A 24,092-nucleotide genomic window follows, 5' to 3' on the forward strand; every position below is an offset into this window, starting at 1 on the left:
AAGAAGTGGAAGCATTCCACTTCTTTAAAACATAAGTAGAACAAAACAAATATTAGTTAAGTAAAGGAATAGGTATGTCAAAATCAGCTTTATTAGTTATCGACTTACAAAATGAATATCTACCTACAGGTAAATTACCATTGGTAAATATTGAACAAGCTGCTGCTAATGCAGTGAAAGTAATTGCGAAAGCCCGTCAACAGGGTACTCAAGTGATTCATGTCCAACATATTGCTGATGCTGAATCTCCTATATTTGAACCTAGCTCAAATGGTATTGAATTTCAGGACACAGTTAAGCCGCAAGAAGATGAATCTGTGATCATTAAAAATCACATCAATGCGTTCTTAAACACGAATCTCAAAGAAATTTTAGATAGCAATCAAGTGACTGAGTTAGTCGTGATTGGTGCTATGACGCATATGTGTGTTGATGCTGCTGTTCGTGCTGCTTCTGATTTTGGTTATAAGGTAAAAGTGATACATGATGCTTGTGCAACACTAGACTTGGAATTTAATGGCGTTAAAGTACCTGCTGGTCATGTCCATGCAACATTAATGACCGCTTTTGAATTTGCATATGCTCAAGTAATATCAACTGAAGATTATGTTAGCTAAAGACTAAGATTTCCTAAAATTAACATAATACACGTTATATGAAGTTAAAAAAGGGAGCTTTAAGCTCCCTTTTTTACTAGTTTTTTTTAAATTGCTAAGCGTAAATTCAGCGCTTTTACCACTTTAATAACAGTATCAAAGCTTGGATTTACATCGCCAGAAAGTGCTTTATAAAGACTTTCTCGGCCTAAACCTGTGTCTCTTGATAATTGAGCCATTCCTTTAGCTTTAGCAATATTACCTAAAGCTTTTGCAATGAATGCCGCATCACCATTAGATTCATCTATACAGGCTTGTAGGTAAGCTTGCATATCTTCTTCTGTTTTAAGATGTTCAGCACTGTCCCATTTACGAAGTTTGATAGCCATTTACAGCTCCTCCTCTAAATCTTGTGCTAGTTGTAGGGCAAGTTTTATATCTTTACTTTGCGTAGACTTGTCTCCGCCTGCTAAAAGAATAACGACCCTTTGCCCTTGCTTACAGTAATAGATCCTGTAGCCAGGTCCAAAGAAGAAACGTAATTCAGAGACACCTTCACCGACTGGTTCAGTATCTCCAAAGTTTCCATCTTCAACCGGCACTGTTGCAAATAGGCTGACATGATAAGCTAAATATCTTACAATTGCAGAAGCAAACAATTCAAAGAATTGTGATAATACGCTTAGCTGTTGTGGTGAAGAGGAAGAAAAAAAATCTTCATCTCCTTGCTGTAACACTTCAAACAGTTGTGAAGATACCGCTCAATCCTGTTGTGGTTCTGATCCCAAAGAAAATTTAAGCACTGAAGACGTTTTAAAAGATTCGCACTACATGAGTGAATACTTAGTTCCCAAAATGGATTGTTCTGCGGAAGAACAGATGGTTCGTATGGCGCTATCTTCAATTGATGGTGTTCAAAAACTCATCTTTGATTTACCTAACCGTTCTTTAAAGGTTCTACATAATCAAAAAGATGAAAATATAACCACCAAACTTGAAGCTTTGGGTTTTGGTGCAAAGCTTGTGAAGACTGAAACTTATATAAGCAATCAACAGGCTAAGCAAACAAGTACCTACACCATTCCTAAAATGGATTGCTCTGCTGAAGAGCAAATGGTCCGTATGGCTCTTGCAGATATTGAAGCAGTTAAAGGTCTTACTTTTGATCTTCCCAATCGAAAACTGAAAGTCTTCCATAATGAAGGGATTCAGCAAATTACGGCTAAACTCGAAGGACTGGGTTTTGGGGCGAAACTTGATGAAATACAGCTTTCTTCAGGCGATATACCTAATGAACCTGATCCTGTGAGACAAGCTAAAGTACTTAAACTGTTATTAGGTATTAATGCTCTACTTTTCTTTATAGAATTCATCAGCGGTATTATTGCTGCGTCTACAGGATTGATTGCTGATTCTCTAGATATGTTTGCCGATGCAGCCGTTTATGGTATTGCACTATATGCCGTCGGAAAAGCTGCGAAATATCAAATAAAAGCAGCCCATTTCGCAGGTTGGATTCAGTTATTACTTGCTGTTATCGTGATTGTTGATGTCATTAGACGATTCATGTTTGGAAGCGAGCCAGAATCAACGCTCATGATTGTTATTGGCCTGCTCGCACTTATAGCTAACGTGACATGCTTATATCTTATTTCTGGTCATCGAGAAGATGGCGCACATATGAAAGCCAGTTGGATTTTCTCGGCGAATGACGTTGTCGTAAATATGGGCGTTATATTTGCCGGTGTACTCGTGGCGTGGACGGGATCAGCTTATCCAGACTTAATCATTGGCATACTGGTTTCTTTATTCGTACTTAATGGTGCCCGAAAAATTTTGGCTTTGAAGTAAGAGTATCGAAAATGAATCTATTTGGCACTGTTGCAAATAACCACGAATGGTAAGCTGAAGACTGTTTTAGCTAAAGGTGCAGCATATGAATCCTTTCCATGGTCGGCATTTTCAGGGCGAAATCATTCTTTGGGCTGTGCGCTGGTATTGTAAATATGGCATTAGCTATCGTGAACTGCAGGAAATGCTGGCCGAACGGGGTGTGAATGTTGATCACACGACTATTTACCGTTGGGTTCAACGTTATGCTCCTGAAATAGAAAAACGTTTACGCTGGTATTGGCGTAATCCTACAGATCTGAGCTCGTGGCATATTGATGAAACCTATGTAAAAGTGAATGGACGATGGTCTTATCTGTATCGTGCAGTCGATCAACGTGGCGATACCATTGATTTTTATCTTTCTTCTAGACGTAATACCAAATCAGCATATTGTTTTCTTGGAAAAATTTTAAATAATGTGAAGAAGTGGCAAATTCCACAAGTGATCAACACGGATAAAGCACCCACATATGGACGTGCTTTATCACGGTTAAAACGGGAAGGTAAATGTCCACCAGACCTTGAGCACAGGCAGATTAAGTATAAAAATAACGTGATTGAATGTGATCATGGCAAGCTAAAGCGGATCATCAGGGCCACATTAGGATTCAAATCTATGAAGACGGCTTATGCCACAATTAAAGGTATTGAAGTCATGCGTGCACTACGTAAAGGACAAGCATCGTCATTTTGAACCGTACCGGGTTTGTCGGAGACCATTTTTCTTGAGAGAATGTCCCAATGACAAAACCAAAATATACTCCTGAAATCAGAGACAGAGCGGTTCAATTATTGATTGAATCCGAAAAAGATTATCCTTCTACTTGGGCTGCAATCACAGCAATTGCACCTAAAATTGGTTGTACCCCTGAAACACTACGTTCCTGGCATCAAAAATATTTGGATCAACAAAATCCAGTTAAAGTACAGCAGCTTTCAGATCAAGAACGTATTAAACAGCTCGAACGTGAAAATAAAGAGCTGCAACGTGCCAATGAAATTCTACGCAAAGCAGCCGCTTTTTTCGCCCAGGCGGAGCTCGACCGCCCACACAAATAATGATGGATTTTATCCATAATAATAAAGAGCCGTACGGAGTCGAGGCGATTTGTAGGATTTTACCTATCGCACCTTCAACTTATTACCGGACTCTAGATCTCTGCGATGAGAAGCATTGCTTCGCAAGGGAACATCGAGCGAAACGAGATCTACATGATCAACATCATGCTGAACAGATTAAACGTATTTGGAAAGAAAGTTCAGGTCGTTATGGTGTGCGCAAAGTCTGGCAAAAACTAAGACACGAAGGCTATGTTATTGCACGTTGTACAGTTGCTCGATTGATGCAACAGCTAGGTATACAAGGTGTTTGGCGTGGTAAGAATAAACAAACAACGCGTAGCCGAGATGATCAAAAATCAGCAGATGATTTAGTAAAACGCAATTTTAAAGCTGATCATCCTGATCACTTGTGGGTGGCCGACTTCACGTATATTCAAACCAATTCAGGCTGGGTCTATACCGCATTTATTATTGATGTGTTCTCACGAGCAATTGTTGGATGGAAAGTATCAACACGGATGAATACCGACATGGTGCTCGCTGCACTTGAGCAGGCATTGCATGATCGAGGAATGCCAAATAACGTGATTCATCATAGTGACAGAGGCGTACAGTATCTTTCAATTCGCTATACCAACCGTTTAGAAGCAGCGAATTTACGAGCATCAGTCGGCACTACGGGGGATTCATACGATAATGCATTGGCTGAAACAGTGAATGGGTTGTACAAAACAGAGGTGATTGAATATTTAAAAGCAGATTGGCGTGGTTTGGGTGATATACAACTTGCCACATTAAATTTGGTAGATTGGTTCAATAAAGAACGTATACATAGTTCACTAGGTTATGTATCACCTTTTGATTTTGAAGCGATGTACTATGATAAAATTAACCCGTTAGGTCAGGTGGCCTAACTTAAACAAAAAGTCTCCGACAAACCCGGTACGGTTCATTTTATATACTCTAGGACTTACGCACTATCATTTATAGATTCTCTGGGCTTTGTTGCACAAAGATTTGAAAGGCAAAGTACCCCTAATTGAGCCAAATTTCCTGATCCACCTCTCTTTTAGAAAAACGTATCTGCCGATACATTAAACCGCTCAGACAATGCCTTAATATGACGAATATTCAGTTCGCGTTTACCACTTAAAATCTCAGAAATCACTGATGGTGTTGCAACCTCTGTTAAGTCAGACTGACCTAAACCATGTTGCTCCATCAAAAAAGCCAAAGCAGCACGACCGTCCCCTTTAGGCATAGGAAGATGCTCATTTTCATAATCAGAAACCAAATCACCAAGCTGATGAGTAAGCCCCATTAAAGGATGGGACTCGTCATCACCAACAGTATCTAAAAGTTCATCTAAAGCTTCAACAAGTGTATGAAAGTCGTCTTCATTTTCTGGCTTGCTGAGCAATGGTGCAACGCAGTGCCAGTGGTCTACGGCCTGTTTAATCATCGCGTTCATACTAACCTTCCTTCCAATGACCTTTGTCATATTCTTTATGGTACAAGACATCACGGATATACACACGTTTTGCTTGATACATCACGACTGCAATAAGTCGGATCTTGTTCCCGCCAATATCGAATACATGGAACTTTCCAACTTTATCGACCTCTGGAAAGAGATGTTTCATCTCAGCAAAATCTTTCGGATCGTTTGCCTTTATGGTTCGATACCAACCATCTAATGCCGTTTCAGCCTGTGGCCACTTTTGCATTGCTTCTATAATTCGAGTGTGGGTGATCACATGCATAACATTTTATCGCATTTTGCAATATTGAATGGCTAGGATGAATAAAGCGCCACACGGAGCTTTATTCATTATCAAAATGCACTTAATCTGATGATCTTAAAAAATAAACCTTTTAGCATTTCATGCGCAATAAGGCTGATACCATTAGTACAACAAAAATGAGTTCCACTCTAGTTAACATCTTAGTTCCATTTACTTTTCACTTAATTTATATAGCCGTTAAGTCGCAGCATCAATGACATAACATGACATGGAAAATAATCAAAAAAGATAGAATCTAGATTTTTGTTACATTTACTATCCGCATACTTTAACAGCAGCTTTGAGTGTTTCACTTAACCTTTAAATTTTTTTTAAAATTAAATATATTTACATATACGTTCTAAAATTTGATAGAATTTATTAAAACTTTAGATTCTAAGTGTAAACAATGAGAAGCGCTAATATTCGACGTGATGGCTACTTAAAATTTCTGAATACATGGCAAGACCGTGATGTCATTAAAGTACTTTCAGGTGTGCGTCGCTCTGGAAAATCCACCTTATTGGCGATGTTTCAACAAGACCTAAAAGCACAGGGTGTACAAGCCGAAAACATCATTGCCATCAACTTCGAATTTATGGAATTTGAAGAACTCACCGATTACCGTAAACTACATGATTATGTATTGTCCAAAGTTGATAAAAGTAAAAAAAACTATGTTTTTTTAGATGAAATACAACATGTTACAAATTTTGAGAAAGTAGTCGACTCTTTATATGTTCGGGATTATATCGATTTATATATTACAGGCTCAAATGCATTCTTTCTAAGTGGAGAACTTGCGACTTTACTTACAGGACGCTATATCGAGCAACATGTTCTACCTCTGTCATTCCAAGAATTTAAACAGTGGCATATTGAAAATAATCCGATCATCCAACAATTATCCAATCGTGATTTGTATGCCATGTATACGCGCAGTAGTTTCCCTTATACGCTTGCCATGACTAGCCAGCAGGAAACTTATGATTACTTGCAAGCGGTCTATGCCAGTGTAATGTTTAAAGATGTTATTCCCCGTTTGAATACTGCCGATATTAACTCTCTCGAGCGTGTCGCAAGATATTTGGCAAGCGTGACAGGCTCACCTATTTCTATCAATAAAATTAAAAATACCTTTGTTTCAAATGGGGTTAAAATTTCATTTGAAACAGTAAAACGCTATATTCAGGGCTTACAGGACAGTTTGTTATTTTATAGTGCCGCACAATTTAAAGTACGCGGGCGTGAGTTATTACAATCCTCTGAAAAATACTATTTAGTTGATGTCGGATTGCGCCGGATTATGTTGCCTGATGCTAATGCTGATCAAGGTCATATCTTAGAAAATGTGATTTATCTTGAGCTTGTCAGACGAGGTTATACCGTCTATGTAGGGCGTGTTGATGAATATGAAATTGATTTTGTTGCTGTCGATACTTTACAGAATTTAACTTATTATCAAGTGGCATTAGAAACGCTCAATGAAGAGACACTCAGCCGAGAGTTACGTCCATTACAGAAAATTTCTGATTCGTATCCCAAATATTTACTTACCTTAGACACGATAGGGACTGAAGCAAATTATAATGGTATTGTAAAAATGAGTGCTCTCGATTGGTTGCTATCTGAAAATAAGTAAAGTTGAGGATAGACATGGATACTCTTATTTATTAAGGCTCTAGACTAGCAGAATAGATATGTTAGTCTAGAATCATGATAGAAAACAGTAAATTAAGTCACTATAAGATTTAAAAAATTATTCAGTGCTTTTGCATTGATATTCCTGCTTCTAAAACAGCCTTATTGCTTAACTTGAACCGTAATACCATCAACTATTGGTACATGCTTTTTAGAAAAGCAATCTACGATCATCAAACAGATTTAAGAGCAAAGTTTGTAGGTTCTATTGAAATTGATGAGAGCTATTTTAGGGCAAAAAGACAACGTGGTTTTCATGGGAAGTTGAAGCGAGGTCGAGGTACTTTAAAACAACCTGTATTTGGAATATTTGAAAGGAATGGTCGAGTTTATACAGAAATAGTCCCTGATTGTAAAAAGACTACATTACAAAAAGTTATCTTAGGTAAAGTTGCACTTGAAAGTGTAATTTATAGTGATGGTTGGCGTGGATACAATGGTTTGGTAGATGTTGGTTACTCAAAGCATTTTAGAGTAAATCATGGAGTGAATGAATTTGCTAGAGGACAATGTCATATAAATGGAATAGAATCATTCTGGAGCTTTTGTAAAAGAAGGCTAGCAAAGTTCAACGGTATATCAAAAGAGTATTTTGATTATCATCTTAAAGAAACAGAATGGCGTTGGATGAGGGAGCCTAATGAGCTAGCAACAGAGTTGTGGGACCTCATTAGGTAAAACTAAGTGCAAATCTGCTAGTCTAGAGCCTTGCAAAATAAGGCATCGAATAAGACGTGGTTTTAGAAGAAGTTGTAATTTCTCCAAAAAGCTTGAAAACCATTTTAAAGCCTTCGACTTAACCTTCTTTTACATCAATAATGGCTTCATTTAATGTCAGCATACTTTTTAAAACACCACCGGATTTTTTTCTACTCTTTTTTATATCTAACTCAGGTTAGTGTAATTAGCTGCTTATTTATCTCATCTTACATATTAAGTAGAGATGGGACTTAAGATGGTTACTAAAATAAAAATACTAATAACAATAAATATATAAAACAGTGTATTACAATTTTATATGATGCGTAGCCTACGCATCATATATAAAACGTTTTAGTTTGATATAATTGATCCAATCAATCCTCTGATAGGTTTCATTTAAATTCCATGAGTCTTACTGAAATTAAAGTTCGCCAAGCTCATTGCAAGGAAAAAACATGTTTTTTATCCGATGAAGATGGACTTAGCCTGAAGATTGAGCCGAATGGAAGAAAATCTTGGTGCTATCGTTATACAGATCCACTAACCAAAAAACGTCGACGCATTCAGTTAGGTCTTTATCCTGATTTATCACTGAAAAAGGCACGACAAGTCAGAGATGACTTTAAAGACAATAATTTCTGTTTTGAACAAGATACTGCCTCTAATGTCATCACCTTTGGCAAGGTCGGAGATGAGTGGCTGCAGTTCAAAATTAAGAATGCATTCAACGATCTACCCCGCTGTGGTGTACTACAGTTAGCAGAAAGATGTTTACAGCAAGATATTTATCCAGACCTTCAGGATTTACCTTTTCAAAATATCAAGCGCTATGACCTGGTTTCAGTAATTAAAAAAATAGAGGGACGCCAAGTAAAAGAACCTGTCAAAAAAGCTTGTAGTTATTTGAACCAAATTTATGACTACGCTGTAGCGATGGGTTATTGTGAGTTCAACATCGCTCATGGTTTAAATAAAATCACCATTAACAGCAAAATCAAGAAAAATTATCCGTATTTGAAAGCGGAGGATATATCTGATTTTAAGAATAAATTACAAAAATTGGATGTCCATCCCATTATTAAAAAAGCATTGATGTTCAAATTGCATACTGGCGTACGAGGGGCTGAATTATTATTATCTGAGCCTCATCATTTTGATTTAAAAGATAAAATTTGGAGGATACCAGCCTTACATATTAAACAGTTTCGACGAAAAGTTATATTAGGCCATGAGATTCCAGATTTTTTAGTTCCACTTTCAAATCAGGCTTTAGAGATTTTAAAAGACGTCATGCAGTGGTCATACGGTGAAAAATACCTTTTTGCTAGCCCACGCAAATACAATCAACCGATTCATTTTAATACTCTAAATATGGCCATACGTAAGATGGGGTATGGCAAACATCAATTATCTTCTCATGGATTACGTTCTACTTTTAGTACCATTTTGAATGACTCAGGTTTGTTCCAAGATAATTGGATTGAGGCACAACTTTCACATATTGATAAGAACCGTACCCGTGCCAGCTATAATCACGCTGACTATTTAGCTCAACGGACTGAAATGATGCAGTGGTGGGGTGATTATTTAAGTACTACTAAATGAAAATCGTACTTTTATACATAAACTTAAAACATTATGGGGTGTCAAATGGATAGTAAACAATATACTTACCGTGTTACATGGTCAGCAGAAGATAATGAGTATGTTGGGTTGTGTGCTGAGTTTCCATCATTGTCTTGGCTTGATGCGGATCAGTCTAAAGCATTCTCAGGAATAGAGGAGCTCGTTGCTGATGTTGTCGCTGATATGATTAGCAATAATGAAAAAGTTCCTACACCACTCTCCGGAAAAATATAGTGGTCAGTTTATTGTCATTATTCTCAGTGGTTTAACAAAAACTAGCCCTCGAAGCCGCAGAACGTAGTGTGGACATGAATCGTTTAGTATCAGTAAAAAGAGCTATGTAATTTTAGTCTGTACTAATGTCTAGTAGGAGTGAGTGATAGAGCAGGAACAAGAATTTATGCTTCATATATTCTGTAAATCGTATGAATTAATAGGTATTTTTAAAGAAAGTTTCTTTGATTTAGTGCTTTTTATTTAAAAAATTAATTTTTAAATACAACTTAGGCTAATTGATAAACACTATCTGGAAAGATTAAAAGAAAATATTTTTTAATTTCTGCTAATTCATTTAAGGCAGGTTCCCTTTCAAGCAGTTGAAATGTCCAAATAAGTACAGCCTGATGATTATCATAGCAAGTATTTACTCCAAGAAAATTAGCCATTCCATAACTTCTATTGATGTTCATTTCTTTAATTAATTGATTTCCTAAGTCACGAGCTTGCTGGCTGATCAATAACTCATTTGTTAACACGGCGGTCATCTCCACAAAATAATCTAGTGCAGGTTCAATCCTTATACTTAAAAAGTTATAATTTAGTTGAAATGGATAAAATATACTTTCTATAAGTTTTAATAACCTGCTGTAGGTTAATTTTAGCAAAGTATTACTCAGGCAACAACTTTAAATAACCCGCAGCAAGTTATTTTTTGTAAATTAATTTAAATATGATTACTTGTAAGTTATCTAGCCTCATGGGCGATAGAAAAATTTTAAAATTAAGTGAAGTGGTGCATGCAACAGGTATCAATCGCAATACGCTCACAAGTATGTATTATGACCGTGCTGTACGTGTTGAATTACCAGTCGCCGATAAGTTGTGTAAGTACTTTAACTGTACGATGAATGATTTGTTTGAGTTTAAGGAAGAAGTTGAAGAAAAGGATTAACTAATACTTCGTTTGATAAGTTTTCCCTACAGGTCTAATACTGAATTTTATAAAGCTTCATCGAAAACATATATTTACTTTATTATTTATATAAAGGAATCAATCGAATGATAGAGGTATTTTTCTTATAACTTAGTTAAGAAGAGGGGCTAATGACCCACAATAGCGGTAACTATTGTGGGTTTGTTCCATGTAATGCAAATTGCCGTACAAGGAATTTAAAATGACTTCACTCCTCATCTTACGTTGCCCTTGTACTTATTGCAAGATTTTGAGTCTTTTTACAGGATTTTTCATTACACCATTTAAATTACTTCTTTTTATCATGTCGATAATGTTGGGTGCCAAGGCCTGTCGCCATAACATTTGAAATTGAAAGTTCTATAGATGTCCGCAATCCATCGAATAATTGAACCTCATTTGATGCACGAAGATAGTCCAATATATTTTCGCTCAAGGACTCTATGATTGCTTTGGGATTTCTAATTCTAAATTGATCACTTTCAGCCAATTTAATGAGATGTGACAGGTCTGGAAATGCTTTACTACCCGCCAGTTTGAGTGCCATTTTATGATCAATGGATTCATAAATGAGTGTATGCGTAATATCGAAAGGTGGCGAAACAAAAATGTTCTTCATATCTGAGGAATATTGCAGAGCAAAGTTTGATATACGCTGAATTATCAGGAGACTTTCCCTTGGGAGATTCTAGGCAGCCAACTTATAAAAGTCTTCGGCCATTTGATTTGGTGTCTTAAAACCCAAACCCTTTTGAATTCTTCGATGATTATAAAATAATTCAATGTATTTTATAATATCTGCTTTGGCTTCTTCTCTGGTTTGATAGTTGTAATGATGCACTAACTCATTTTTCAGTATTCCCCAAAAGCTTTCAATCGGTGCATTATCGTAACAGTCTCCGCGCTTGCTCATTGAACCTTGAAAACCATATTGCTCAAGTATATTTCGATATTCATGGCTGCAATATTGACTTCCTCTGTCTGAATGCACAATCAGTTCTTTGGTTGGTTTTTGATTGTGAATAGCCATATTTAGCGCATTACAAACAAGCTGTGTTGTCATGCGCTCATTTAAGCTATAGCCAACCACTTGCTTCGTGTAAAGGTCTTTTACCGCTGCTAAATACAGCCATCCTTCAACAATCCATATGTACGTAATATCACTTGACCATGCTTGATTTGGTCTAGTCATTGAGAATTGTTGCTCCAGCAGGTTTTCATAGATCGCTCGATTATGGTCACTATTCGTAGTCCTTTTAAAACGCTTGTGTCGCTTACAATACAGGTGGTTCAGCGCTTTTATCTGACGTACAGCGTACATACTCATTTTTATGCCCTGAGCTTGTAAGTATTTGGTTAATCGAATATAACCATAGCTCTGCCTTGTCTCCTCATGGGCTATTTTCACCAATATCGTCTGTTGATTTCGTTGAATCGTTCTTTTGCTCACGCCTCTCTTGAGCCAATCATAAAAACATGAAACTGAAACATGAAGTAATCGAGCCATTAAGGTAATTGGAAAAGAATATCTTTTTTGTTTCATATAGGCGTACCTTACTGACTTTCTTTGGCAAAGTACGCTGCTGCCTTTTTAAAAATTCACGTTCCATTTCAGCTATTTTGAGCTGTTGTTTGAGTTTTTTATTTTCTTCGAGTAGAGCGTTTAGATCAGGTGAATACTGTTTTGTACCTGCTAAAGTTCCAGCCTTTGCTTTGGTATTCCAATTTGAAAGAGTTTGCATTGAAATGCTAAGTTGTCTAGCTGTTTCCGAGACATTGCCTTGATTGGCTTCAATTAATTTGATGGCTTCAGCTTTAAATTCTGTGGTGTAAGTCTTGTGTTTCTTGCTCATGGTAAACTCCTGATGAGTGTGTTTAGTTTACCAAGTTAAAACCTCCTGTTTTTTCAGCACACATCAGGTACAAGTTAGAGTGAAAAACAGGCTTAAGCAGCACAATATAACTGATGCAGGGTTTGCATAATCGTCAGGATTCTGGGGTCAGATACTTGATAGAAAATCTGTTTACCTTCACGACGAGTGCTGACCATATTATTTTTACGCAGTACAGTCAGTTGTTGGGACAGTGTTGGTTGATGAATATCAGTGCTTTCCTCAATTTTCTGTACATTGAGTTCGCCTTCTACCAAGACACATAAAATTTTTAGGCGGTCAGGATTTGATAAGACTTTTAAGTAGTTTGTGACTATATCGACTTCCGAAAAATCAATTTTAGCCTGATTAGTTCCAGTATTCATTACGATCTCCTTCAGTCCTGCATAGTTAAAAATCATTTATGAAAGAATATCACAGAGTGCTTGATTAATATTATATATTATATATTATATATAAATATATTGTAAACTTAAGTAGACTCGCTATGCATGATTTCCTGATTGCTTTTCTCGGCGGTTTGATGCTCGGTGTATCGGTCGTTGGTTACCTGTATGTGCATGGTCGTATCGCAGGCATCAGTGGCTTAATCGGACAGGTGCTGAATCCTAAAACGATGTTTAAAACATCTGCGATTTGGTTCATGGCGGGTTTAATCACGGTGCCATTTATCTATGGACTGTTTGTTCAGCCAGAAATTGAATTGAATGCGAGTCCGCTGATGCTGGTGGTTGCGGGTCTCTTGGTCGGCTTTGGTACCCGCTTAGGTTCAGGCTGTACCAGCGGTCATGGCATTTGCGGGATGAGTCGTTTGTCTAAACGTTCCATCGTGGCCACCATGAGTTTCATGTTTGCTGGTTTTGTCACTGTTTATATTGTTCGTCACGTGACTGGAGCATTTTAAAATGAAAAATATTTTAGCTTTTATTTTTGGTGCTCTTTTTTCTGTCGGACTGATGGTTTCAGGCATGTCCAATCCGGAAAAAGTGCTGGATTTCCTGGATCTGTTTGGTGACTGGGATGCCAGTCTGGCCTTTGTGATGATGGGTGCAATTGCCGTGGCATTTATTCCCTTTCAAAAAGCCATGCGTTCTGCAGCACCGAAAACCGTATTTAACGAACCTATTGTATTGCCCACCAGTCAAAAACTTGATCCACGCTTAATCATTGGCAGCCTGTTGTTTGGTATCGGCTGGGGGATTGCTGGGGTATGTCCAGCACCAAGTTTCACCTTGATTGGCCTGGGGCATTACCAGGTCTTCTATTTTATTATCGCGATGTTGATTGGCGTATTGCTGCACCGTAAATGGGCTGGAGAATAACGATGGCAAAACACCCACTGGTACAGGATTTTTTTGACGAGGCGACCAATACCTTCAGTTACGTGGTATCCGATCCAATAACAAAGCGCTGTGCCATCATTGACAGTGTGCTGGATTATGATGCGGCATCTGCAACCACTTCAACCACACAGGCAGATCGTATCATTGCCTATGTCAAAGCACAGACTTTAGACGTGGAATGGATTTTGGAAACCCATGTTCATGCAGATCACTTGACTGCAGCCCAGTATTTGAAACAGGAACTGGGCGGAAAAATTGCAATCAGCCAGAAAATCGCTGTGGTGCAGCAGACCTTTGCTGCAATTTATAATCTGGATCTCAAGCAGGTGAATGCTAGTCAGCCATTTGATCATTTATTTGAAGATGGTGAGCATTTCAAAATCGGTGAGCTGGATGTTTATAACATAGCAACACCGGGGCATACGCCTGCTTGCCTGAGCTATGTGGTTGAAGATGCAGTCTTTGTCGGCGACACGCTGTTTATGCCGGACTATGGTACGGCCCGTTGTGATTTTCCAAAAGGTAGTGCAGAAACGCTTTTTGATTCGGTACACAGCCTGTATCAGCTCCCAGAAGATACACGGGTCTTTTTATGTCATGACTATTTGCCTGAAACACGTGAATCGTATGTGTGTGAAACCACTATTCAGGCTCAGAAAACACAGAATATCCATATTCACGAGGGAGTCAGTAAAACTGAATTTGCTCAGATGCGAAACCAGCGGGATTCAGGACTCAGCATGCCGAAGCTGATTCTGCCTTCGATTCAGATCAATATGAAAGCAGGACAGTTCCCAACGCCAGAACAGAATGGGGTTTCTTATTTAAAACTTCCGCTTAATTACTTCAAATAGGCATGTTTCAAGATTAAACAAAAAGGTTTGTCTTTTGTTTAATTGCATTAGCAAAGAGAGGAACAGTGGCTATGTGGGTGTTAATACTGGAAGGGTTGGCCATCGGTGGCTTGCTGGGTTTAACCGGTGCTGGTGGCGGCATTCTGGCTGTACCGGCACTGATGGCGAGTCAGGGCTGGACCGTGGCACAGGCTGCGCCTGTGGGCTTGCTGGCAGTGACTCTGTCTGCCTTGGTCGGAACGTTCGAGGGTTTATTCAAGCGTATTGTACGTTATCGCGCTGCGCTCTGGATCGCCCTGATCAGTATTCCTTCAGCACGCTATGGCGTAAATCTGGCTGGTATTGTTTCTCCGGTCTGGCTGACGATGGCTTTCAGTCTAGTCATGTTGATTGTGGCTTACCGGATCTTCTTTAACAAAGTTAATGACCATGAGAATCCACCGTGTAAGGTCAATCAAACGACCGGTCGCCTGATCTGGAATGTGAAAACGGCCTCGTTCCTCGCCGGTATTGGCGTAGTGGCGGGTTTGCTGACTGGCTTGCTCGGGGTGGGCGGCGGTTTTGTGATTGTCCCGGCACTGCGTAAATTCACCGACCTCGATATGCGCAGTATCGTTGCGACTTCTCTAATGATTATTTTCCTGATTGGTGGTGTCAGTATTTCTGCACACGTGCTAGATGGCTTTCAATATCCTGTTTCGGTCACGCTGACTTTTGTTCTGGCCTGTATTGTAGGGATGTTAATTGGACGCAGTCTGATGCACCGAATTGAAAGTAACCGGGTTCAGAAGATTTTTGCTACGACTGTGATTGGGGTGGCAATCTATTTAATCTATTCAGCACTCATAGGCTAGTCCTGTGCATTGTATGGATAAAGAATGCATGAGTTGATGTATGACTACATGATCTGTCATCTGAATGAATATCAAACAGGTGTAGAGTCTAAAATGAATTTAGCAAATGGGCTGTTTGCAATAGTGTGATCGTTGCAACAGTGCTGGAATGAGAGTTTATAACAAAGTGCTTTTAAGTTGCTGATCTGGCATTTATAACAGATGAGGCTGATTTTGATGAGCGAGGAAGAATGAAAATGATGAAAACTGCAGAGCAATTGATCCGGAATGCGAAAAACCGGATTCAGGAAGTGAGTGTAGCTGAACTGTTTGAAGCGATGAAAAACCATAAAACCATTCTGATTGATGTTCGGGAACCGGATGAATTTCAGGCGGCAGCGATAGACCGGGCGGTGAATTATCCTCGTGGTGTTTTAGAAATGAGGATTCACCAGCATCCTTTGGTTAGCCATCATTGCGATACCATGCAGGCACTGGAACATCTAAAAGATCAGCCGATCTATTTGATCTGTGGCACGGGTGGACGTTCAGCATTGGCAACCGATACTTTACAGAATATGGGATTTACTCTGGTGAAGTCGGTTCAAGGTGGCTATCAGGCTTGGCTGGAACAGGGCTATCCGGTAGAAAAATAAGCTTTTGAATATAAAAACTTGATTGTTGATTTTTAATTTGAGAAAAAATTATGAAATACAAAGAATTAACCCAAAATATTTCAGGTAGTTTAAGAACTCTAAGCCAGGATTCACCAGATTTAATGAAAAGTTTCAATCAATTATCCCAGATCGCAATGCATGATGGTGTGATTGATCCAAAAACCAAGGAATTGATTGCCTTGGCGATTGGTGTGGCTGCACGTTGTGATGGTTGTATCGGTTTTCATGTCAGGACCCTGGTCAAAATGGGCATGACCCTACAGGAGCTGGAGGAAGTTCTGGGCGTTGCGGTGTATATGGGCGGTGGACCTTCATTGATGTATGCTGCAAATGCGCTGGAAGCATTCAAAGAGTTTTCCAACTAATTGGATAGTCAAGTAAATGGAGGGATGAAATGAGTCAGCACTGGAATGAATTGTATGCCCAGACGCAGGACCTATACGGCACAGCAGCAAACCTGTTTATTCAGGAGATTGCGGGGGAAATCCTGATAGAAGGTAAAACACTGGCAATTGCTGAAGGAGAAGGAAGGAATATCCTTTACTTGGCTGAGCAGGCAAGACAGTATAATTATCCTTTTTCGGCGGAAGTTTGGGATTATTCCGATGTTGCTTTGAAGCATCTGTCCAGCAAAGCCGAAGCTACAGGGATAAAGCTTGAACTCCGACATGTTGATTTAACAGCAGCGAAATGGCCGTCCGAGCGTTATCAAAACGTGATTTGTGTATTTGGTCATTTCGATACAGAAACGCAAAAACAGGTTTTAGAAGGCATAAGAAAGTCCTTGCTAAACGGTGGATGGTTTATCGGTGAGCTGTATTCCAAGGAGCAGATCAACTATAAAACTGGTGGCCCTAAAAATATCGAATATTTATACGATCCGTGGGATATTTTGCAGGTTTTCAAGCAGGATCATATCCATCATTTTTATGTTGGAGAGCAAGAAAGACAGGAGGGAGAATTACATTGTGGTAAATGCCATGTTATTCAATTTGCGATACAAGTGATGAAGTAAAAACAAGTGAATTCTTATACTTAATCTGCCTGTGCTCAATATCTACTGGACATTTTCCTTCTCGCTTTAATCGTGATAAAGCATGGCCATAGGTCGCTGCTTTATCTGTATTGATGACCCGTGGAATTTGCCATTTTTTCACCGTATTGAAGATCTTTCCTAGAAAACTATAGGCTGATTTACTGTTCCGTCTAGCGGAAAGGTAAAAGTCAATCGTATGACCCCGTTGATCAACTGCACGATACAGGTAAGTCCATCGCCCCTTCACTTTGATATAAGTCTCATCCATATGCCATGAATGTAAATCTGTAGGATTACGCCAATACCAGCGTAACCGTTTTTCCATTTCTGGAGCATAACGCTGAACCCAACGATAAATTGTACTGTGATCCACATTTATGCCTCGTTCAGCGAGCATTTCTTGAAGTTCACGATAGCTGATGCCATATTTACAATACCAACGAACAGCCCAAAGAATGATTTCACCTTGAAAGTGCCGACCGTGGAAGGGATTCATCTGCTGTATCTCGAAATAAATAAGATATTTAGCTTATCATGTCAGCCTATTTGCAACAGTGCCGAATATTTTATGCAGCTGTGAGTTCCGTAATTTTCTTTTTCAACACTGATACTTGTACGGCTGAAGATCGAAAGCTATTTCTGCATCTGCATTGAAGGCTGTTTACCCCGGCTTTTGGAGCCGTTTTTTTAGACCCTATGATTAACCACGATTGTTTAACTAATATGAACAAAGTCGTGAAACATTGGTCAAAGAATAGGCGTGGAACGTGAAAAATCATAAAAAAAGCCCACCAGAGGGTATGTGGGCTAAAATCATGTAACTACAGCATTGATTTCTAAAGATAATTATAACGCATTTCGTATAAGAGATTTTATGTTAAGTGTATTTTTATATCTATAAAAAACTTTCCATATAAATGATTTATATGAAATATATGTGATAATTTGAATCTTAAAAGTATCAGAGAAGATAAAATGGGAAAAAGTCTAAATTTAGCAAATTGATATACGCTGAATTATCAGGAGACTTTCCCTTGGGAGATTCTAGGCAGCCAACTTATAAAAGTCTTCGGCCATTTGATTTGGTGTCTTAAAACCCAAACCCTTTTGAATTCTTCGATGATTATAAAATAACTCAATGTATTTTATAATATCTGCTTTGGCTTCTTCTCTGGTTTGATAGTTGTAATGATGCACTAACTCATTTTTCAGTATTCCCCAAAAGCTTTCAATCGGTGCATTATCGTAACAGTCTCCGCGCTTGCTCATTGAACCTTGAAAACCATATTGCTCAAGTATATTTCGATATTCATGGCTGCAATATTGACTTCCTCTGTCTGAATGCACAATCAGTTCTTTGGTTGGTTTTTGATTGTGAATAGCCATATTTAGCGCATTACAAACAAGCTGTGTTGTCATGCGCTCATTTAAGCTATAGCCAACCACTTGCTTCGTGTAAAGGTCTTTTACCGCTGCTAAGTACAGCCATCCTTCAACAGTCCATATGTACGTAATATCACTTGACCATGCTTGATTTGGTCTAGTCATTGAGAATTGTTGCTCCAGCAGGTTTTCATAGATCGCTCGATTATGGTCACTATTCGTAGTCCTTTTAAAACGCTTGTGTCGCTTACAATACAGGTGGTTCAGCGCTTTTATCTGACGTACAGCGTACATACTCATTTTTATGCCCTGAGCTTGTAAGTATTTGGTTAATCGAATATAACCATAGCTCTGCTTTGTCTCCTCATGGGCTATTTTCACCAATATCGTCTGTTGATTTCGTTGAATCGTTCTTTTGCTCACGCCTCTCTTGAGCCAATCATAAAAACATGAAACTGAAACATGAAGTAATCGAGCCATTAAGGTAATTGGAAAAGAATATCTTTTTTGTTTCATATAGGCGTACCTTACTGACTTTCTTTGGCAAAGTACGCTGCTGCCTTTTTTAAAAATTCACGTTCCATTTCAGCTATTTTGAGCTGTTGTTTGAGTTTTTTATTTTCTTCGAGTAGAGCGTTTAGATCAGGTGAATACTGTTTTGTACCTGCTAAAGTTCCAGCCTTTGCTTTGGTATTCCAATTTGAAAGAGTTTGCATTGAAATGCTAAGTTGTCTAGCTGTTTCCGAGACATTGCCTTGATTGGCTTCAATTAATTTGATGGCTTCAGCTTTAAATTCTGTGGTGTAAGTCTTGTGTTTCTTGCTCATGGTAAACTCCTGATGAGTGTGTTTAGTTTACCAAGTTAAAACCTCCTGTTTTTTCAGCACACATCAAATTCAATTTTCGCAGGCTTTAATGATAAAAACGGATTAATGATTTGTGGTTATGAATGGGGTGAAGAATCACAAAGTAAGGGGCAAGAAGTTATAATAGATATGACTAAAGAATGTACCTTTTCTAATAAATCATTGCGATATGGTGATGTTGCTAAGACATGGATTAAATACGATAAAAGAATTAGAACTTGGTTTTCTATGTGAACCGTACCGGGTTTGTCGGAGACTTTTTTATTTAAGTTAGGCCACCTGACCTAACGGGTTAATCTTATCATAGTACATTGCTTCAAACTCAAAAGGCGATACATAACCCAGTGCACTGTGTACACGCTTTTTATTGAACCAATCTACCCAGTTTAGTGTCGCAAGTTGTACATCTGCTAAACCTTGCCAATCTGCTTTTAAATATTCAATCACCTCTGTTTTGTATAAGCCATTCACCGTTTCAGCCAGAGCATTATCGTATGAATCACCAGTCGTACCGACTGATGCTCGTAAATTTGCTGCTTCTAAACGATTGGTATAGCGAATAGAAAGATATTGAACACCTCTATCTGAATGATGAATCACATTCTTAGGCATACCTCGATCGTGCAATGCTTGTTCAAGTGCATCGAGTACCATATCTGTATTCATCCGTGTAGATACTTTCCATCCAACAATTGCTCGTGAGAACACATCAATAACAAATGCGGTATATACCCAGCCTGAATGAGTTTGAATATACGTAAAGTCACCCACCCATAGTTGGTTTGGATGATCAGCATTAAAATTACGTTTCACTAAATCATCTGCCCGTTTTTGGTCATCTCGGTTACGAGTAGTTTGTTTATTCTTACCACGCCAAACACCTTGTATACCTAGCTTTTGCATCAATCGAGCAACTGTACAACGTGCAATAACATAACCCTCACGTTTCAATTTTTGCCAAACTTTACGTACACCATATCGACCTGAACTTTCTTTCCAAATACGTTTGATTTGCTCTGCATGATGTAAATCATGCAGAGCACGTTTCGCTCGATGTTCTGGGTTATCAACGAGATCTAAAGCCCGATAATAGGTCGAAGCTGCGATCGGTAAAATTCTACAAATCGCTTCAACACCATATCGATCTTTATTGTTATGGATAAAATCCACCATTATTTGTATGGGCGGTCGAGCTCCGCCTGGGCGAAAAAAGCGGCTGCTTTACGTAGAATTTCATTGGCACGCTTTAATTCTTTAATTTCACGTTCCATTTGCTTCATTTTTTCTTGATCAGATATCTGTTGTACTTTAATAGGATTTTGCTGATCTAAATGCTTTTGATGCCAGGCACGAAGTGTTTCAGGAGTACAACCAATCTTAGGCGCAATTGCTGTGATTGCAGCCCAAGTAGAAGGATAATCTTTTTCAGATTCAATCAATAATTGAACCGCTCTTTCTCTGATTTCAGGGGTATATTTTAATTTTGTCATCGGGGTAGTCTCTCAGAATATTGACTCTCCGACAAACCCGGTACGGTTCAATGTGGGGGCATCCTCTAAATGAGGAAGGCTTAGGCGATGCTTTCGACAAAATGATTGTACAAACTAATTGGGCTGTAGAATCAAAAAAATCTCGTTCTGCAATTCCTTTCTACAAACAAGATGAAAATGTTGATAATTTTATAGCACATATAGAAGAACTTAGACCTAAAGTAATTCTGTTTATGGGAAGTGAGCTTTTAACTAAGGTACTAAAATTTTATAAAGTAAGGGATAAATTCACTCCAATTATGGGCAATGAAATTGAAAAATTGCAAACATTAAGAATGCCTGATTATCATGGCTCATTGGCTTATATCAATAAATTTGAAAACTGCACTGTAGTTGGGTTGCCACATCCTTCTAGTGGTCGTGGAATTACAAATGAGTATATTGAATTCTGTGGATCTGAATTAAATCCTATTATTTCTCAATTTAAAAAAGATCGCGGTATTGCATAAAATTTATGAAAAAAGTCCATCTCATCCAAGCAGATATAACAGCTTTTGCTGTACATGCCATCGTTAACTCAGCAAATAAATCTTTGCTTGGTGGTGGGGGACTTGATTATGTGATTCATAAAAAAGCTGGACCATTGATGAAAGAAGAATGTGTTCGTCTAAATCAAGAAAAAGGTGGATGCCCTACAGGTCAAGCAGAAGTAACAACAGCAGGTAATCTGCCTGCTAAATACCTTATTCATGCGGTTGGACCACGATGGTTAGATGGCGAACACAATGAGCCACAATTGCTTTGTGATGCTTATAGTAATGCACTATTCAAAGCTAATGAAATTCATGCACTCACTGTTTCTTTTCCATGTATTAGTACAGGTGTTTATGGTTTTCCACCTCAAAAGGCTGCTGAAATTGCGATTGGCACCATACTCTCTATGTTGCCTCAATATGATCATGTTGCAGAAGTATTTTTTATCTGCCGAGAGGATGAAAATTATTTAATTTATAAGAATATTTTATCGAATATCGATGATCCAAATATTCAGATTCTGATTTCTTAGTTTAAATTATCGAAAGCTCGTATAAGAATTCAGCCACAATTTTGGCTAACAATTCATGTTCTTCTTGTGATTCAACAATATCGACCATCAAATCATCTAAACCTGTTTGTTCCTGAATGGTAACACCTTGAATTTCTAGATAAGTCAGCATTACAGCTAAACCAGTTCTTTTATTACCATCAACAAAAGCATGACCTTTTGAGATAGCAATACCAAACCATGCTGCGATCTCAAAAATGTCGCTTACATTGCTGTAATACATCTGCTGATCTATACGGCTTAATACGCTTTCTAGCTTTTCAATATGACAGCCTGTTCGCCCCACGCCAGTTTGTAATAGGATCTCATCATGTACAGCGATCACGAATGTTGAGCTAATCAAACTCATTTATAAGCAAGCTCTTGAAGTTCTGCTTTATGCTGCTTAATAACTCGTTTAGCACTGTGCATCACAACACGTTTTGTTGCTTCATCATTGCTAAATTGAATTGGTAATACTTGACCTGAAACCTTTTGGCGATTTGAAACTTGATCAAGGCTATAGTCTTTTAAACGCTTTCTCATCTTCATACCCCTATTAAAAGAGAATTTCATTTTAGCCTAAATTAAACAATTAAGTACGATAGTGAGGATCTTTTCTTGGAATAGCATTTTCTGAATCTATATCAAAGAAATCATAAATTTTAGTGGCTGTTACTGTGTTAAATAATTTTTTGTCCATATACACGATTGCTTTTCCTTTATTTGCGTCGAAAATTACCCTACCCCTTGGAATCTGTTCATATTCATAATGACGTAGTTCTGGGTATACACTTTGCATATTTTTCCAATAATCGACATGTGTATATGGACTATCAATTAAGCCTATTGAATCTGCATCATTTAAATTGAATGGATGAGCTATGCCGATAACTTGCTTTTGCAAAAACCAAAAAATTCCTATTTTCATTTTTCATCAACTGATTAATTTCCCTAAAATTAACATAATACACCTTATACGAAATTCGTTATAATTCTCTTTAGAAATCAATGCTGTAGTTTCTAGTTGATAGCCCATCTTCCCCAAGGTGGGCTTTTTTTATGATTTTTCACGTTCCACGCTTATTATTTAATCAAAAGACCTCTTGCGAAAGTATAGTTTATCTAATTTTTGAATTGGCTAAAACCTCATAAAATATAGCTTTTGGCTGCTTAAAATTTGACTAACGCAAGAATTCTAAAGTTTCTCAACTTTGATTAGCTCAAATAAATACCATTTCTATTTTTCTAGGTCTCTTTAAATCACGAATTATGTAACTATAGAGTATACCCTAAAGTTACAATCTGAAAGTTCATGAAATTATGTATCATTTAAATGATTTTTAATCATAAGTAACATGTAACTTTAGTGTTAAAGATTTATAATTTACGAAATTGTTCATTTTTATCCAATTGGGGCGTGAAAAAGTGAAAGGCCAAAAAGTAGGGTATGTCCGGGTAAGTTCTGTCGAGCAAAACACTGGACGTCAACTTGAAGGAATTGAGGTCGATCGGATTTTTGTTGACCGTGCTTCAGGTAAAAATACTGACCGACCTAAATTTCAGGAAATGTTGAACTATGTCCGGGAAGGGGACAGGGTGATTGTACATTCAATGGATCGTTTTGCGCGAAGCCTAAAAGATTTGGTCACTGAAGTAGATAAACTGGTCAAACGAGGAATCGCCATCCAGTTTGTAAAAGAAAATATTACTTTTACAGCCGAATCCACCCCGATGGATAATTTGATGCTTCAAATGATGGGTGCTTTTGCACAGTTCGAACGTGAGATCATTTTAGAGCGGCAAAAGGAAGGAATAAAACTCGCCTCTGCTCAGGGGAAGTACAAAGGTCGGGTGCATAAACTAAAGCCTGACCAAGCTGAAGCTTTACGACAAGCATGGAAGGAGGGGAAGTATCCATCGAAAATGGCATTAGGGAAAGCTTTTGGGATTAGTCGTCAGGCGGTATACCGATATTTACAAGTTAGTGAATAGCTTATTGGGATTAGCAACTAAATTTAGTTTAACTTATAAAAATCATGAAACACTGTTCGAATTTTAAGCGTGGAACATGAATA

Annotated in this window: 30 protein-coding genes, 5 pseudogenes and 2 other annotated features; of the genes and pseudogenes, 21 read left to right on the forward strand and 14 right to left on the reverse strand. The window is 38.1% G+C overall.

Annotated features, from left to right (window positions below; genetic code table 11):
- The first annotated feature begins 74 nt into the window (after positions 1-74).
- Positions 75-617 (forward strand): cysteine hydrolase family protein, encoded by a 543-nt coding sequence (locus HUK62_RS17260; protein WP_176538549.1) that lies wholly within the window; start codon positions 75-77, stop codon positions 615-617.
- An 86-nt stretch (positions 618-703) separates the two neighbouring features.
- Here HUK62_RS17260 and HUK62_RS17265 read toward each other — a convergent pair whose 3' ends face one another.
- A complete protein-coding gene (locus tag HUK62_RS17265; protein WP_000985610.1) occupies positions 704-985 on the reverse strand; it encodes an addiction module antidote protein in 282 nt (93 codons plus the stop codon).
- Positions 986-1,240 (reverse strand): type II toxin-antitoxin system RelE/ParE family toxin, encoded by a 255-nt coding sequence (locus tag HUK62_RS17270; RefSeq protein WP_228723778.1) that lies wholly within the window; start codon positions 1,238-1,240, stop codon positions 986-988. It lies immediately after the preceding gene.
- On the opposite strand from HUK62_RS17270, the pseudogene HUK62_RS17275 reads away from it, so the two are divergent.
- The 3 genes and pseudogenes from HUK62_RS17275 to HUK62_RS17285 all read left to right on the forward strand — a co-directional run.
- A pseudogene (locus HUK62_RS17275) lies at positions 1,239-2,447 on the forward strand (cation transporter); the annotation flags it as partial. The gene HUK62_RS17270 and the pseudogene HUK62_RS17275 overlap by 2 nt on opposite strands.
- 85 nt (positions 2,448-2,532) lie before the next feature.
- Positions 2,533-3,183, forward strand: a complete 651-nt coding sequence (locus HUK62_RS17280) for an IS6 family transposase (RefSeq protein WP_004777953.1) — start codon at positions 2,533-2,535, stop codon at positions 3,181-3,183.
- A gap of 47 nt (positions 3,184-3,230) precedes the next feature.
- Positions 3,231-4,465, forward strand: a protein-coding gene (locus tag HUK62_RS17285) for an IS3 family transposase (RefSeq protein ID WP_110975987.1) whose coding sequence is annotated in 2 segments (ribosomal slippage) — positions 3,231-3,507 and positions 3,507-4,465 — 1,236 coding nt in all. Because the reading frame shifts where the segments join, the coding sequence is not laid out codon by codon here.
- Positions 3,506-3,622 (forward strand) — a sequence feature (AL1L pseudoknot). (Overlaps the previous gene by 117 nt.)
- 155 nt (positions 4,466-4,620) lie before the next feature.
- On the opposite strand, the gene HUK62_RS17290 is transcribed toward HUK62_RS17285, so the two are convergent.
- Together HUK62_RS17290 and HUK62_RS17295 are read right to left on the reverse strand one after the other, a co-directional pair.
- Positions 4,621-5,022 (reverse strand): helix-turn-helix domain-containing protein, encoded by a 402-nt coding sequence (locus HUK62_RS17290; RefSeq protein ID WP_176538550.1) that lies wholly within the window; start codon positions 5,020-5,022, stop codon positions 4,621-4,623.
- 1 nt (position 5,023) lies between these two features.
- Complete coding sequence (locus tag HUK62_RS17295; protein ID WP_000558186.1) at positions 5,024-5,314, reverse strand: type II toxin-antitoxin system HigB family toxin; 291 nt, start codon at positions 5,312-5,314, stop codon at positions 5,024-5,026.
- Positions 5,315-5,744: 430 nt separating this feature from the next.
- On the opposite strand from HUK62_RS17295, the gene HUK62_RS17300 reads away from it, so the two are divergent.
- The 5 genes and pseudogenes from HUK62_RS17300 (at position 5,745) to HUK62_RS17320 (ending at position 9,598) form a co-directional block, all read left to right on the forward strand.
- Positions 5,745-6,977 (forward strand): ATP-binding protein, encoded by a 1,233-nt coding sequence (locus HUK62_RS17300; RefSeq protein WP_151982611.1) that lies wholly within the window; start codon positions 5,745-5,747, stop codon positions 6,975-6,977.
- A gap of 116 nt (positions 6,978-7,093) precedes the next feature.
- Complete coding sequence (locus HUK62_RS17305) at positions 7,094-7,714, forward strand: IS1595 family transposase (protein ID WP_114837874.1); 621 nt, start codon at positions 7,094-7,096, stop codon at positions 7,712-7,714.
- Positions 7,715-7,745: 31 nt separating this feature from the next.
- Positions 7,746-7,868, forward strand: a pseudogene (locus HUK62_RS17310) (IS1 family transposase); the annotation flags it as partial.
- Positions 7,869-8,143: 275 nt separating this feature from the next.
- Positions 8,144-9,343 carry an integrase arm-type DNA-binding domain-containing protein gene (locus tag HUK62_RS17315; RefSeq protein ID WP_068911059.1) on the forward strand — a complete coding sequence of 400 codons (1,200 nt, stop codon included), beginning with the start codon at positions 8,144-8,146 and terminating at the stop codon, positions 9,341-9,343.
- Positions 9,344-9,376: 33 nt separating this feature from the next.
- The gene (locus HUK62_RS17320; RefSeq protein ID WP_086374384.1) at positions 9,377-9,598 is read left to right on the forward strand and encodes an antitoxin HicB; all 222 of its coding nucleotides are present in this window, start codon (positions 9,377-9,379) and stop codon (positions 9,596-9,598) included.
- Between the two features lie 269 nt (positions 9,599-9,867).
- Here HUK62_RS17320 and HUK62_RS17325 read toward each other — a convergent pair whose 3' ends face one another.
- Positions 9,868-10,119: a hypothetical protein gene (locus HUK62_RS17325; protein ID WP_004758991.1), complete on the reverse strand. Its 252-nt coding sequence runs from the start codon at positions 10,117-10,119 to the stop codon at positions 9,868-9,870.
- 194 nt (positions 10,120-10,313) lie between these two features.
- Between HUK62_RS17325 and HUK62_RS17330 the strand changes: the two genes are divergently transcribed.
- Positions 10,314-10,535, forward strand: coding sequence for a helix-turn-helix transcriptional regulator (locus tag HUK62_RS17330; RefSeq protein ID WP_176538551.1), 222 nt, complete (start codon positions 10,314-10,316; stop codon positions 10,533-10,535).
- Between the two features lie 310 nt (positions 10,536-10,845).
- Here HUK62_RS17330 and HUK62_RS17335 read toward each other — a convergent pair.
- The 3 genes and pseudogenes from HUK62_RS17335 to HUK62_RS17345 all read right to left on the reverse strand — a co-directional run.
- Positions 10,846-11,202 (reverse strand): annotated as a pseudogene (locus HUK62_RS17335) (type II toxin-antitoxin system HipA family toxin); the annotation flags it as partial.
- 42 nt (positions 11,203-11,244) lie between these two features.
- A protein-coding gene (locus tag HUK62_RS17340; protein WP_176538552.1) for an IS3-like element ISAba22 family transposase occupies positions 11,245-12,409 on the reverse strand; the annotation gives its coding sequence in 2 pieces (ribosomal slippage) (positions 11,245-12,148 and positions 12,147-12,409; 1,167 coding nt in all).
- 92 nt (positions 12,410-12,501) lie between these two features.
- Entirely contained in the window at positions 12,502-12,813 is a 312-nt protein-coding gene (locus tag HUK62_RS17345; protein ID WP_016165477.1) for a metalloregulator ArsR/SmtB family transcription factor, read from the reverse strand.
- A 122-nt stretch (positions 12,814-12,935) separates the two neighbouring features.
- Here HUK62_RS17345 and HUK62_RS17350 point away from each other — a divergent pair, with 122 nt between their 5' ends.
- From HUK62_RS17350 to HUK62_RS17380, 7 genes are all read left to right on the forward strand, one after another.
- On the forward strand, positions 12,936-13,352 hold the full coding sequence (locus tag HUK62_RS17350) for a YeeE/YedE family protein (protein ID WP_086194751.1): 417 nt from the start codon (positions 12,936-12,938) through the stop codon (positions 13,350-13,352).
- Between the two features lies 1 nt (position 13,353).
- Positions 13,354-13,770 carry a YeeE/YedE family protein gene (locus HUK62_RS17355; RefSeq protein ID WP_016165475.1) on the forward strand — a complete coding sequence of 139 codons (417 nt, stop codon included), beginning with the start codon at positions 13,354-13,356 and terminating at the stop codon, positions 13,768-13,770.
- Between the two features lie 2 nt (positions 13,771-13,772).
- Entirely contained in the window at positions 13,773-14,645 is an 873-nt protein-coding gene (locus HUK62_RS17360; protein ID WP_176538553.1) for an MBL fold metallo-hydrolase, read from the forward strand.
- Between the two features lie 71 nt (positions 14,646-14,716).
- Entirely contained in the window at positions 14,717-15,499 is a 783-nt protein-coding gene (locus HUK62_RS17365) for a sulfite exporter TauE/SafE family protein (RefSeq protein WP_120366200.1), read from the forward strand.
- 239 nt (positions 15,500-15,738) lie between these two features.
- A complete protein-coding gene (locus HUK62_RS17370; protein ID WP_176538591.1) occupies positions 15,739-16,134 on the forward strand; it encodes a rhodanese-like domain-containing protein in 396 nt (131 codons plus the stop codon).
- A gap of 50 nt (positions 16,135-16,184) precedes the next feature.
- On the forward strand, positions 16,185-16,520 hold the full coding sequence (locus HUK62_RS17375) for a carboxymuconolactone decarboxylase family protein (RefSeq protein ID WP_074947809.1): 336 nt from the start codon (positions 16,185-16,187) through the stop codon (positions 16,518-16,520).
- 29 nt (positions 16,521-16,549) lie between these two features.
- Positions 16,550-17,170, forward strand: a complete 621-nt coding sequence (locus HUK62_RS17380; protein ID WP_074947810.1) for a class I SAM-dependent methyltransferase — start codon at positions 16,550-16,552, stop codon at positions 17,168-17,170.
- 1 nt (position 17,171) lies between these two features.
- Here the strand turns inward: HUK62_RS17380 and HUK62_RS17385 are convergent.
- Positions 17,172-17,687 (reverse strand): annotated as a pseudogene (locus HUK62_RS17385) (IS6 family transposase); the annotation flags it as partial.
- A 548-nt stretch (positions 17,688-18,235) separates the two neighbouring features.
- Positions 18,236-19,401, reverse strand: a protein-coding gene (locus HUK62_RS17390) for an IS3-like element ISAba22 family transposase (RefSeq protein ID WP_085942227.1) whose coding sequence is annotated in 2 segments (ribosomal slippage) — positions 18,236-19,143 and positions 19,143-19,401 — 1,167 coding nt in all. Because the reading frame shifts where the segments join, the coding sequence is not laid out codon by codon here.
- Positions 19,402-19,446: 45 nt separating this feature from the next.
- On the opposite strand from HUK62_RS17390, the pseudogene HUK62_RS19310 reads away from it, so the two are divergent.
- Positions 19,447-19,671 (forward strand): annotated as a pseudogene (locus HUK62_RS19310) (hypothetical protein); the annotation flags it as partial.
- A 39-nt stretch (positions 19,672-19,710) separates the two neighbouring features.
- Here HUK62_RS19310 and HUK62_RS17395 read toward each other — a convergent pair.
- Positions 19,711-20,930, reverse strand: a protein-coding gene (locus tag HUK62_RS17395) for an IS3 family transposase (protein WP_176538554.1) whose coding sequence is annotated in 2 segments (ribosomal slippage) — positions 19,711-20,654 and positions 20,654-20,930 — 1,221 coding nt in all. Because the reading frame shifts where the segments join, the coding sequence is not laid out codon by codon here.
- Positions 20,539-20,655, reverse strand: a sequence feature (AL1L pseudoknot). Its footprint overlaps the gene before it by 117 nt.
- Before the next feature lie 50 nt (positions 20,931-20,980).
- Between HUK62_RS17395 and HUK62_RS17400 the strand changes: the two genes are divergently transcribed.
- Both HUK62_RS17400 and HUK62_RS17405 read left to right on the forward strand, forming a co-directional pair.
- The gene (locus HUK62_RS17400) at positions 20,981-21,439 is read left to right on the forward strand and encodes a hypothetical protein (protein WP_228723777.1); all 459 of its coding nucleotides are present in this window, start codon (positions 20,981-20,983) and stop codon (positions 21,437-21,439) included.
- Positions 21,440-21,444: 5 nt separating this feature from the next.
- Positions 21,445-21,996 carry a macro domain-containing protein gene (locus tag HUK62_RS17405; protein WP_016658769.1) on the forward strand — a complete coding sequence of 184 codons (552 nt, stop codon included), beginning with the start codon at positions 21,445-21,447 and terminating at the stop codon, positions 21,994-21,996.
- Position 21,997: 1 nt separating this feature from the next.
- On the opposite strand, the gene HUK62_RS17410 is transcribed toward HUK62_RS17405, so the two are convergent.
- The 3 genes from HUK62_RS17410 to HUK62_RS17420 are packed head-to-tail and all read right to left on the reverse strand — an operon-like array spanning position 21,998 to position 22,945.
- Positions 21,998-22,384 (reverse strand): type II toxin-antitoxin system death-on-curing family toxin, encoded by a 387-nt coding sequence (locus HUK62_RS17410; RefSeq protein ID WP_004769969.1) that lies wholly within the window; start codon positions 22,382-22,384, stop codon positions 21,998-22,000.
- On the reverse strand, positions 22,381-22,560 hold the full coding sequence (locus tag HUK62_RS17415) for a hypothetical protein (RefSeq protein WP_016658770.1): 180 nt from the start codon (positions 22,558-22,560) through the stop codon (positions 22,381-22,383). Before HUK62_RS17415 ends, HUK62_RS17410 begins: the two co-directional genes overlap by 4 nt.
- Before the next feature lie 49 nt (positions 22,561-22,609).
- A complete protein-coding gene (locus HUK62_RS17420) occupies positions 22,610-22,945 on the reverse strand; it encodes a hypothetical protein (protein WP_035363642.1) in 336 nt (111 codons plus the stop codon).
- Positions 22,946-23,442: 497 nt separating this feature from the next.
- Between HUK62_RS17420 and HUK62_RS17425 the strand changes: the two genes are divergently transcribed.
- Positions 23,443-24,009 (forward strand): recombinase family protein, encoded by a 567-nt coding sequence (locus tag HUK62_RS17425; RefSeq protein ID WP_000678311.1) that lies wholly within the window; start codon positions 23,443-23,445, stop codon positions 24,007-24,009.
- Positions 24,010-24,092: the final 83 nt, after the last annotated feature.

Origin of the sequence: Acinetobacter sp. NEB 394 (assembly GCF_013374795.1) — a bacterium.
Classification (GTDB): domain Bacteria; phylum Pseudomonadota; class Gammaproteobacteria; order Pseudomonadales; family Moraxellaceae; genus Acinetobacter; species Acinetobacter johnsonii.

Coding starts and splice junctions, on each gene's coding strand:
- HUK62_RS17405 (WP_016658769.1), top strand. CDS start 21,445: ATGAAAAAAGTCCATCTCATCCAAGCAGATATAACAGCTTTTGCTGTA.
- HUK62_RS17350 (WP_086194751.1), top strand. CDS start 12,936: ATGCATGATTTCCTGATTGCTTTTCTCGGCGGTTTGATGCTCGGTGTA.
- HUK62_RS17300 (WP_151982611.1), top strand. CDS start 5,745: ATGAGAAGCGCTAATATTCGACGTGATGGCTACTTAAAATTTCTGAAT.
- HUK62_RS17260 (WP_176538549.1), top strand. CDS start 75: ATGTCAAAATCAGCTTTATTAGTTATCGACTTACAAAATGAATATCTA.
- HUK62_RS17315 (WP_068911059.1), top strand. CDS start 8,144: ATGAGTCTTACTGAAATTAAAGTTCGCCAAGCTCATTGCAAGGAAAAA.
- HUK62_RS17345 (WP_016165477.1), bottom strand. CDS start 12,813: ATGAATACTGGAACTAATCAGGCTAAAATTGATTTTTCGGAAGTCGAT.
- HUK62_RS17355 (WP_016165475.1), top strand. CDS start 13,354: ATGAAAAATATTTTAGCTTTTATTTTTGGTGCTCTTTTTTCTGTCGGA.
- HUK62_RS17420 (WP_035363642.1), bottom strand. CDS start 22,945: ATGAAAATAGGAATTTTTTGGTTTTTGCAAAAGCAAGTTATCGGCATA.
- HUK62_RS17320 (WP_086374384.1), top strand. CDS start 9,377: ATGGGGTGTCAAATGGATAGTAAACAATATACTTACCGTGTTACATGG.
- HUK62_RS17410 (WP_004769969.1), bottom strand. CDS start 22,384: ATGAGTTTGATTAGCTCAACATTCGTGATCGCTGTACATGATGAGATC.
- HUK62_RS17295 (WP_000558186.1), bottom strand. CDS start 5,314: ATGCATGTGATCACCCACACTCGAATTATAGAAGCAATGCAAAAGTGG.
- HUK62_RS17375 (WP_074947809.1), top strand. CDS start 16,185: ATGAAATACAAAGAATTAACCCAAAATATTTCAGGTAGTTTAAGAACT.
- HUK62_RS17415 (WP_016658770.1), bottom strand. CDS start 22,560: ATGAGAAAGCGTTTAAAAGACTATAGCCTTGATCAAGTTTCAAATCGC.
- HUK62_RS17360 (WP_176538553.1), top strand. CDS start 13,773: ATGGCAAAACACCCACTGGTACAGGATTTTTTTGACGAGGCGACCAAT.
- HUK62_RS17365 (WP_120366200.1), top strand. CDS start 14,717: ATGTGGGTGTTAATACTGGAAGGGTTGGCCATCGGTGGCTTGCTGGGT.
- HUK62_RS17370 (WP_176538591.1), top strand. CDS start 15,739: ATGAAAACTGCAGAGCAATTGATCCGGAATGCGAAAAACCGGATTCAG.
- HUK62_RS17280 (WP_004777953.1), top strand. CDS start 2,533: ATGAATCCTTTCCATGGTCGGCATTTTCAGGGCGAAATCATTCTTTGG.
- HUK62_RS17265 (WP_000985610.1), bottom strand. CDS start 985: ATGGCTATCAAACTTCGTAAATGGGACAGTGCTGAACATCTTAAAACA.
- HUK62_RS17400 (WP_228723777.1), top strand. CDS start 20,981: ATGTGGGGGCATCCTCTAAATGAGGAAGGCTTAGGCGATGCTTTCGAC.
- HUK62_RS17290 (WP_176538550.1), bottom strand. CDS start 5,022: ATGAACGCGATGATTAAACAGGCCGTAGACCACTGGCACTGCGTTGCA.
- HUK62_RS17380 (WP_074947810.1), top strand. CDS start 16,550: ATGAGTCAGCACTGGAATGAATTGTATGCCCAGACGCAGGACCTATAC.
- HUK62_RS17330 (WP_176538551.1), top strand. CDS start 10,314: ATGATTACTTGTAAGTTATCTAGCCTCATGGGCGATAGAAAAATTTTA.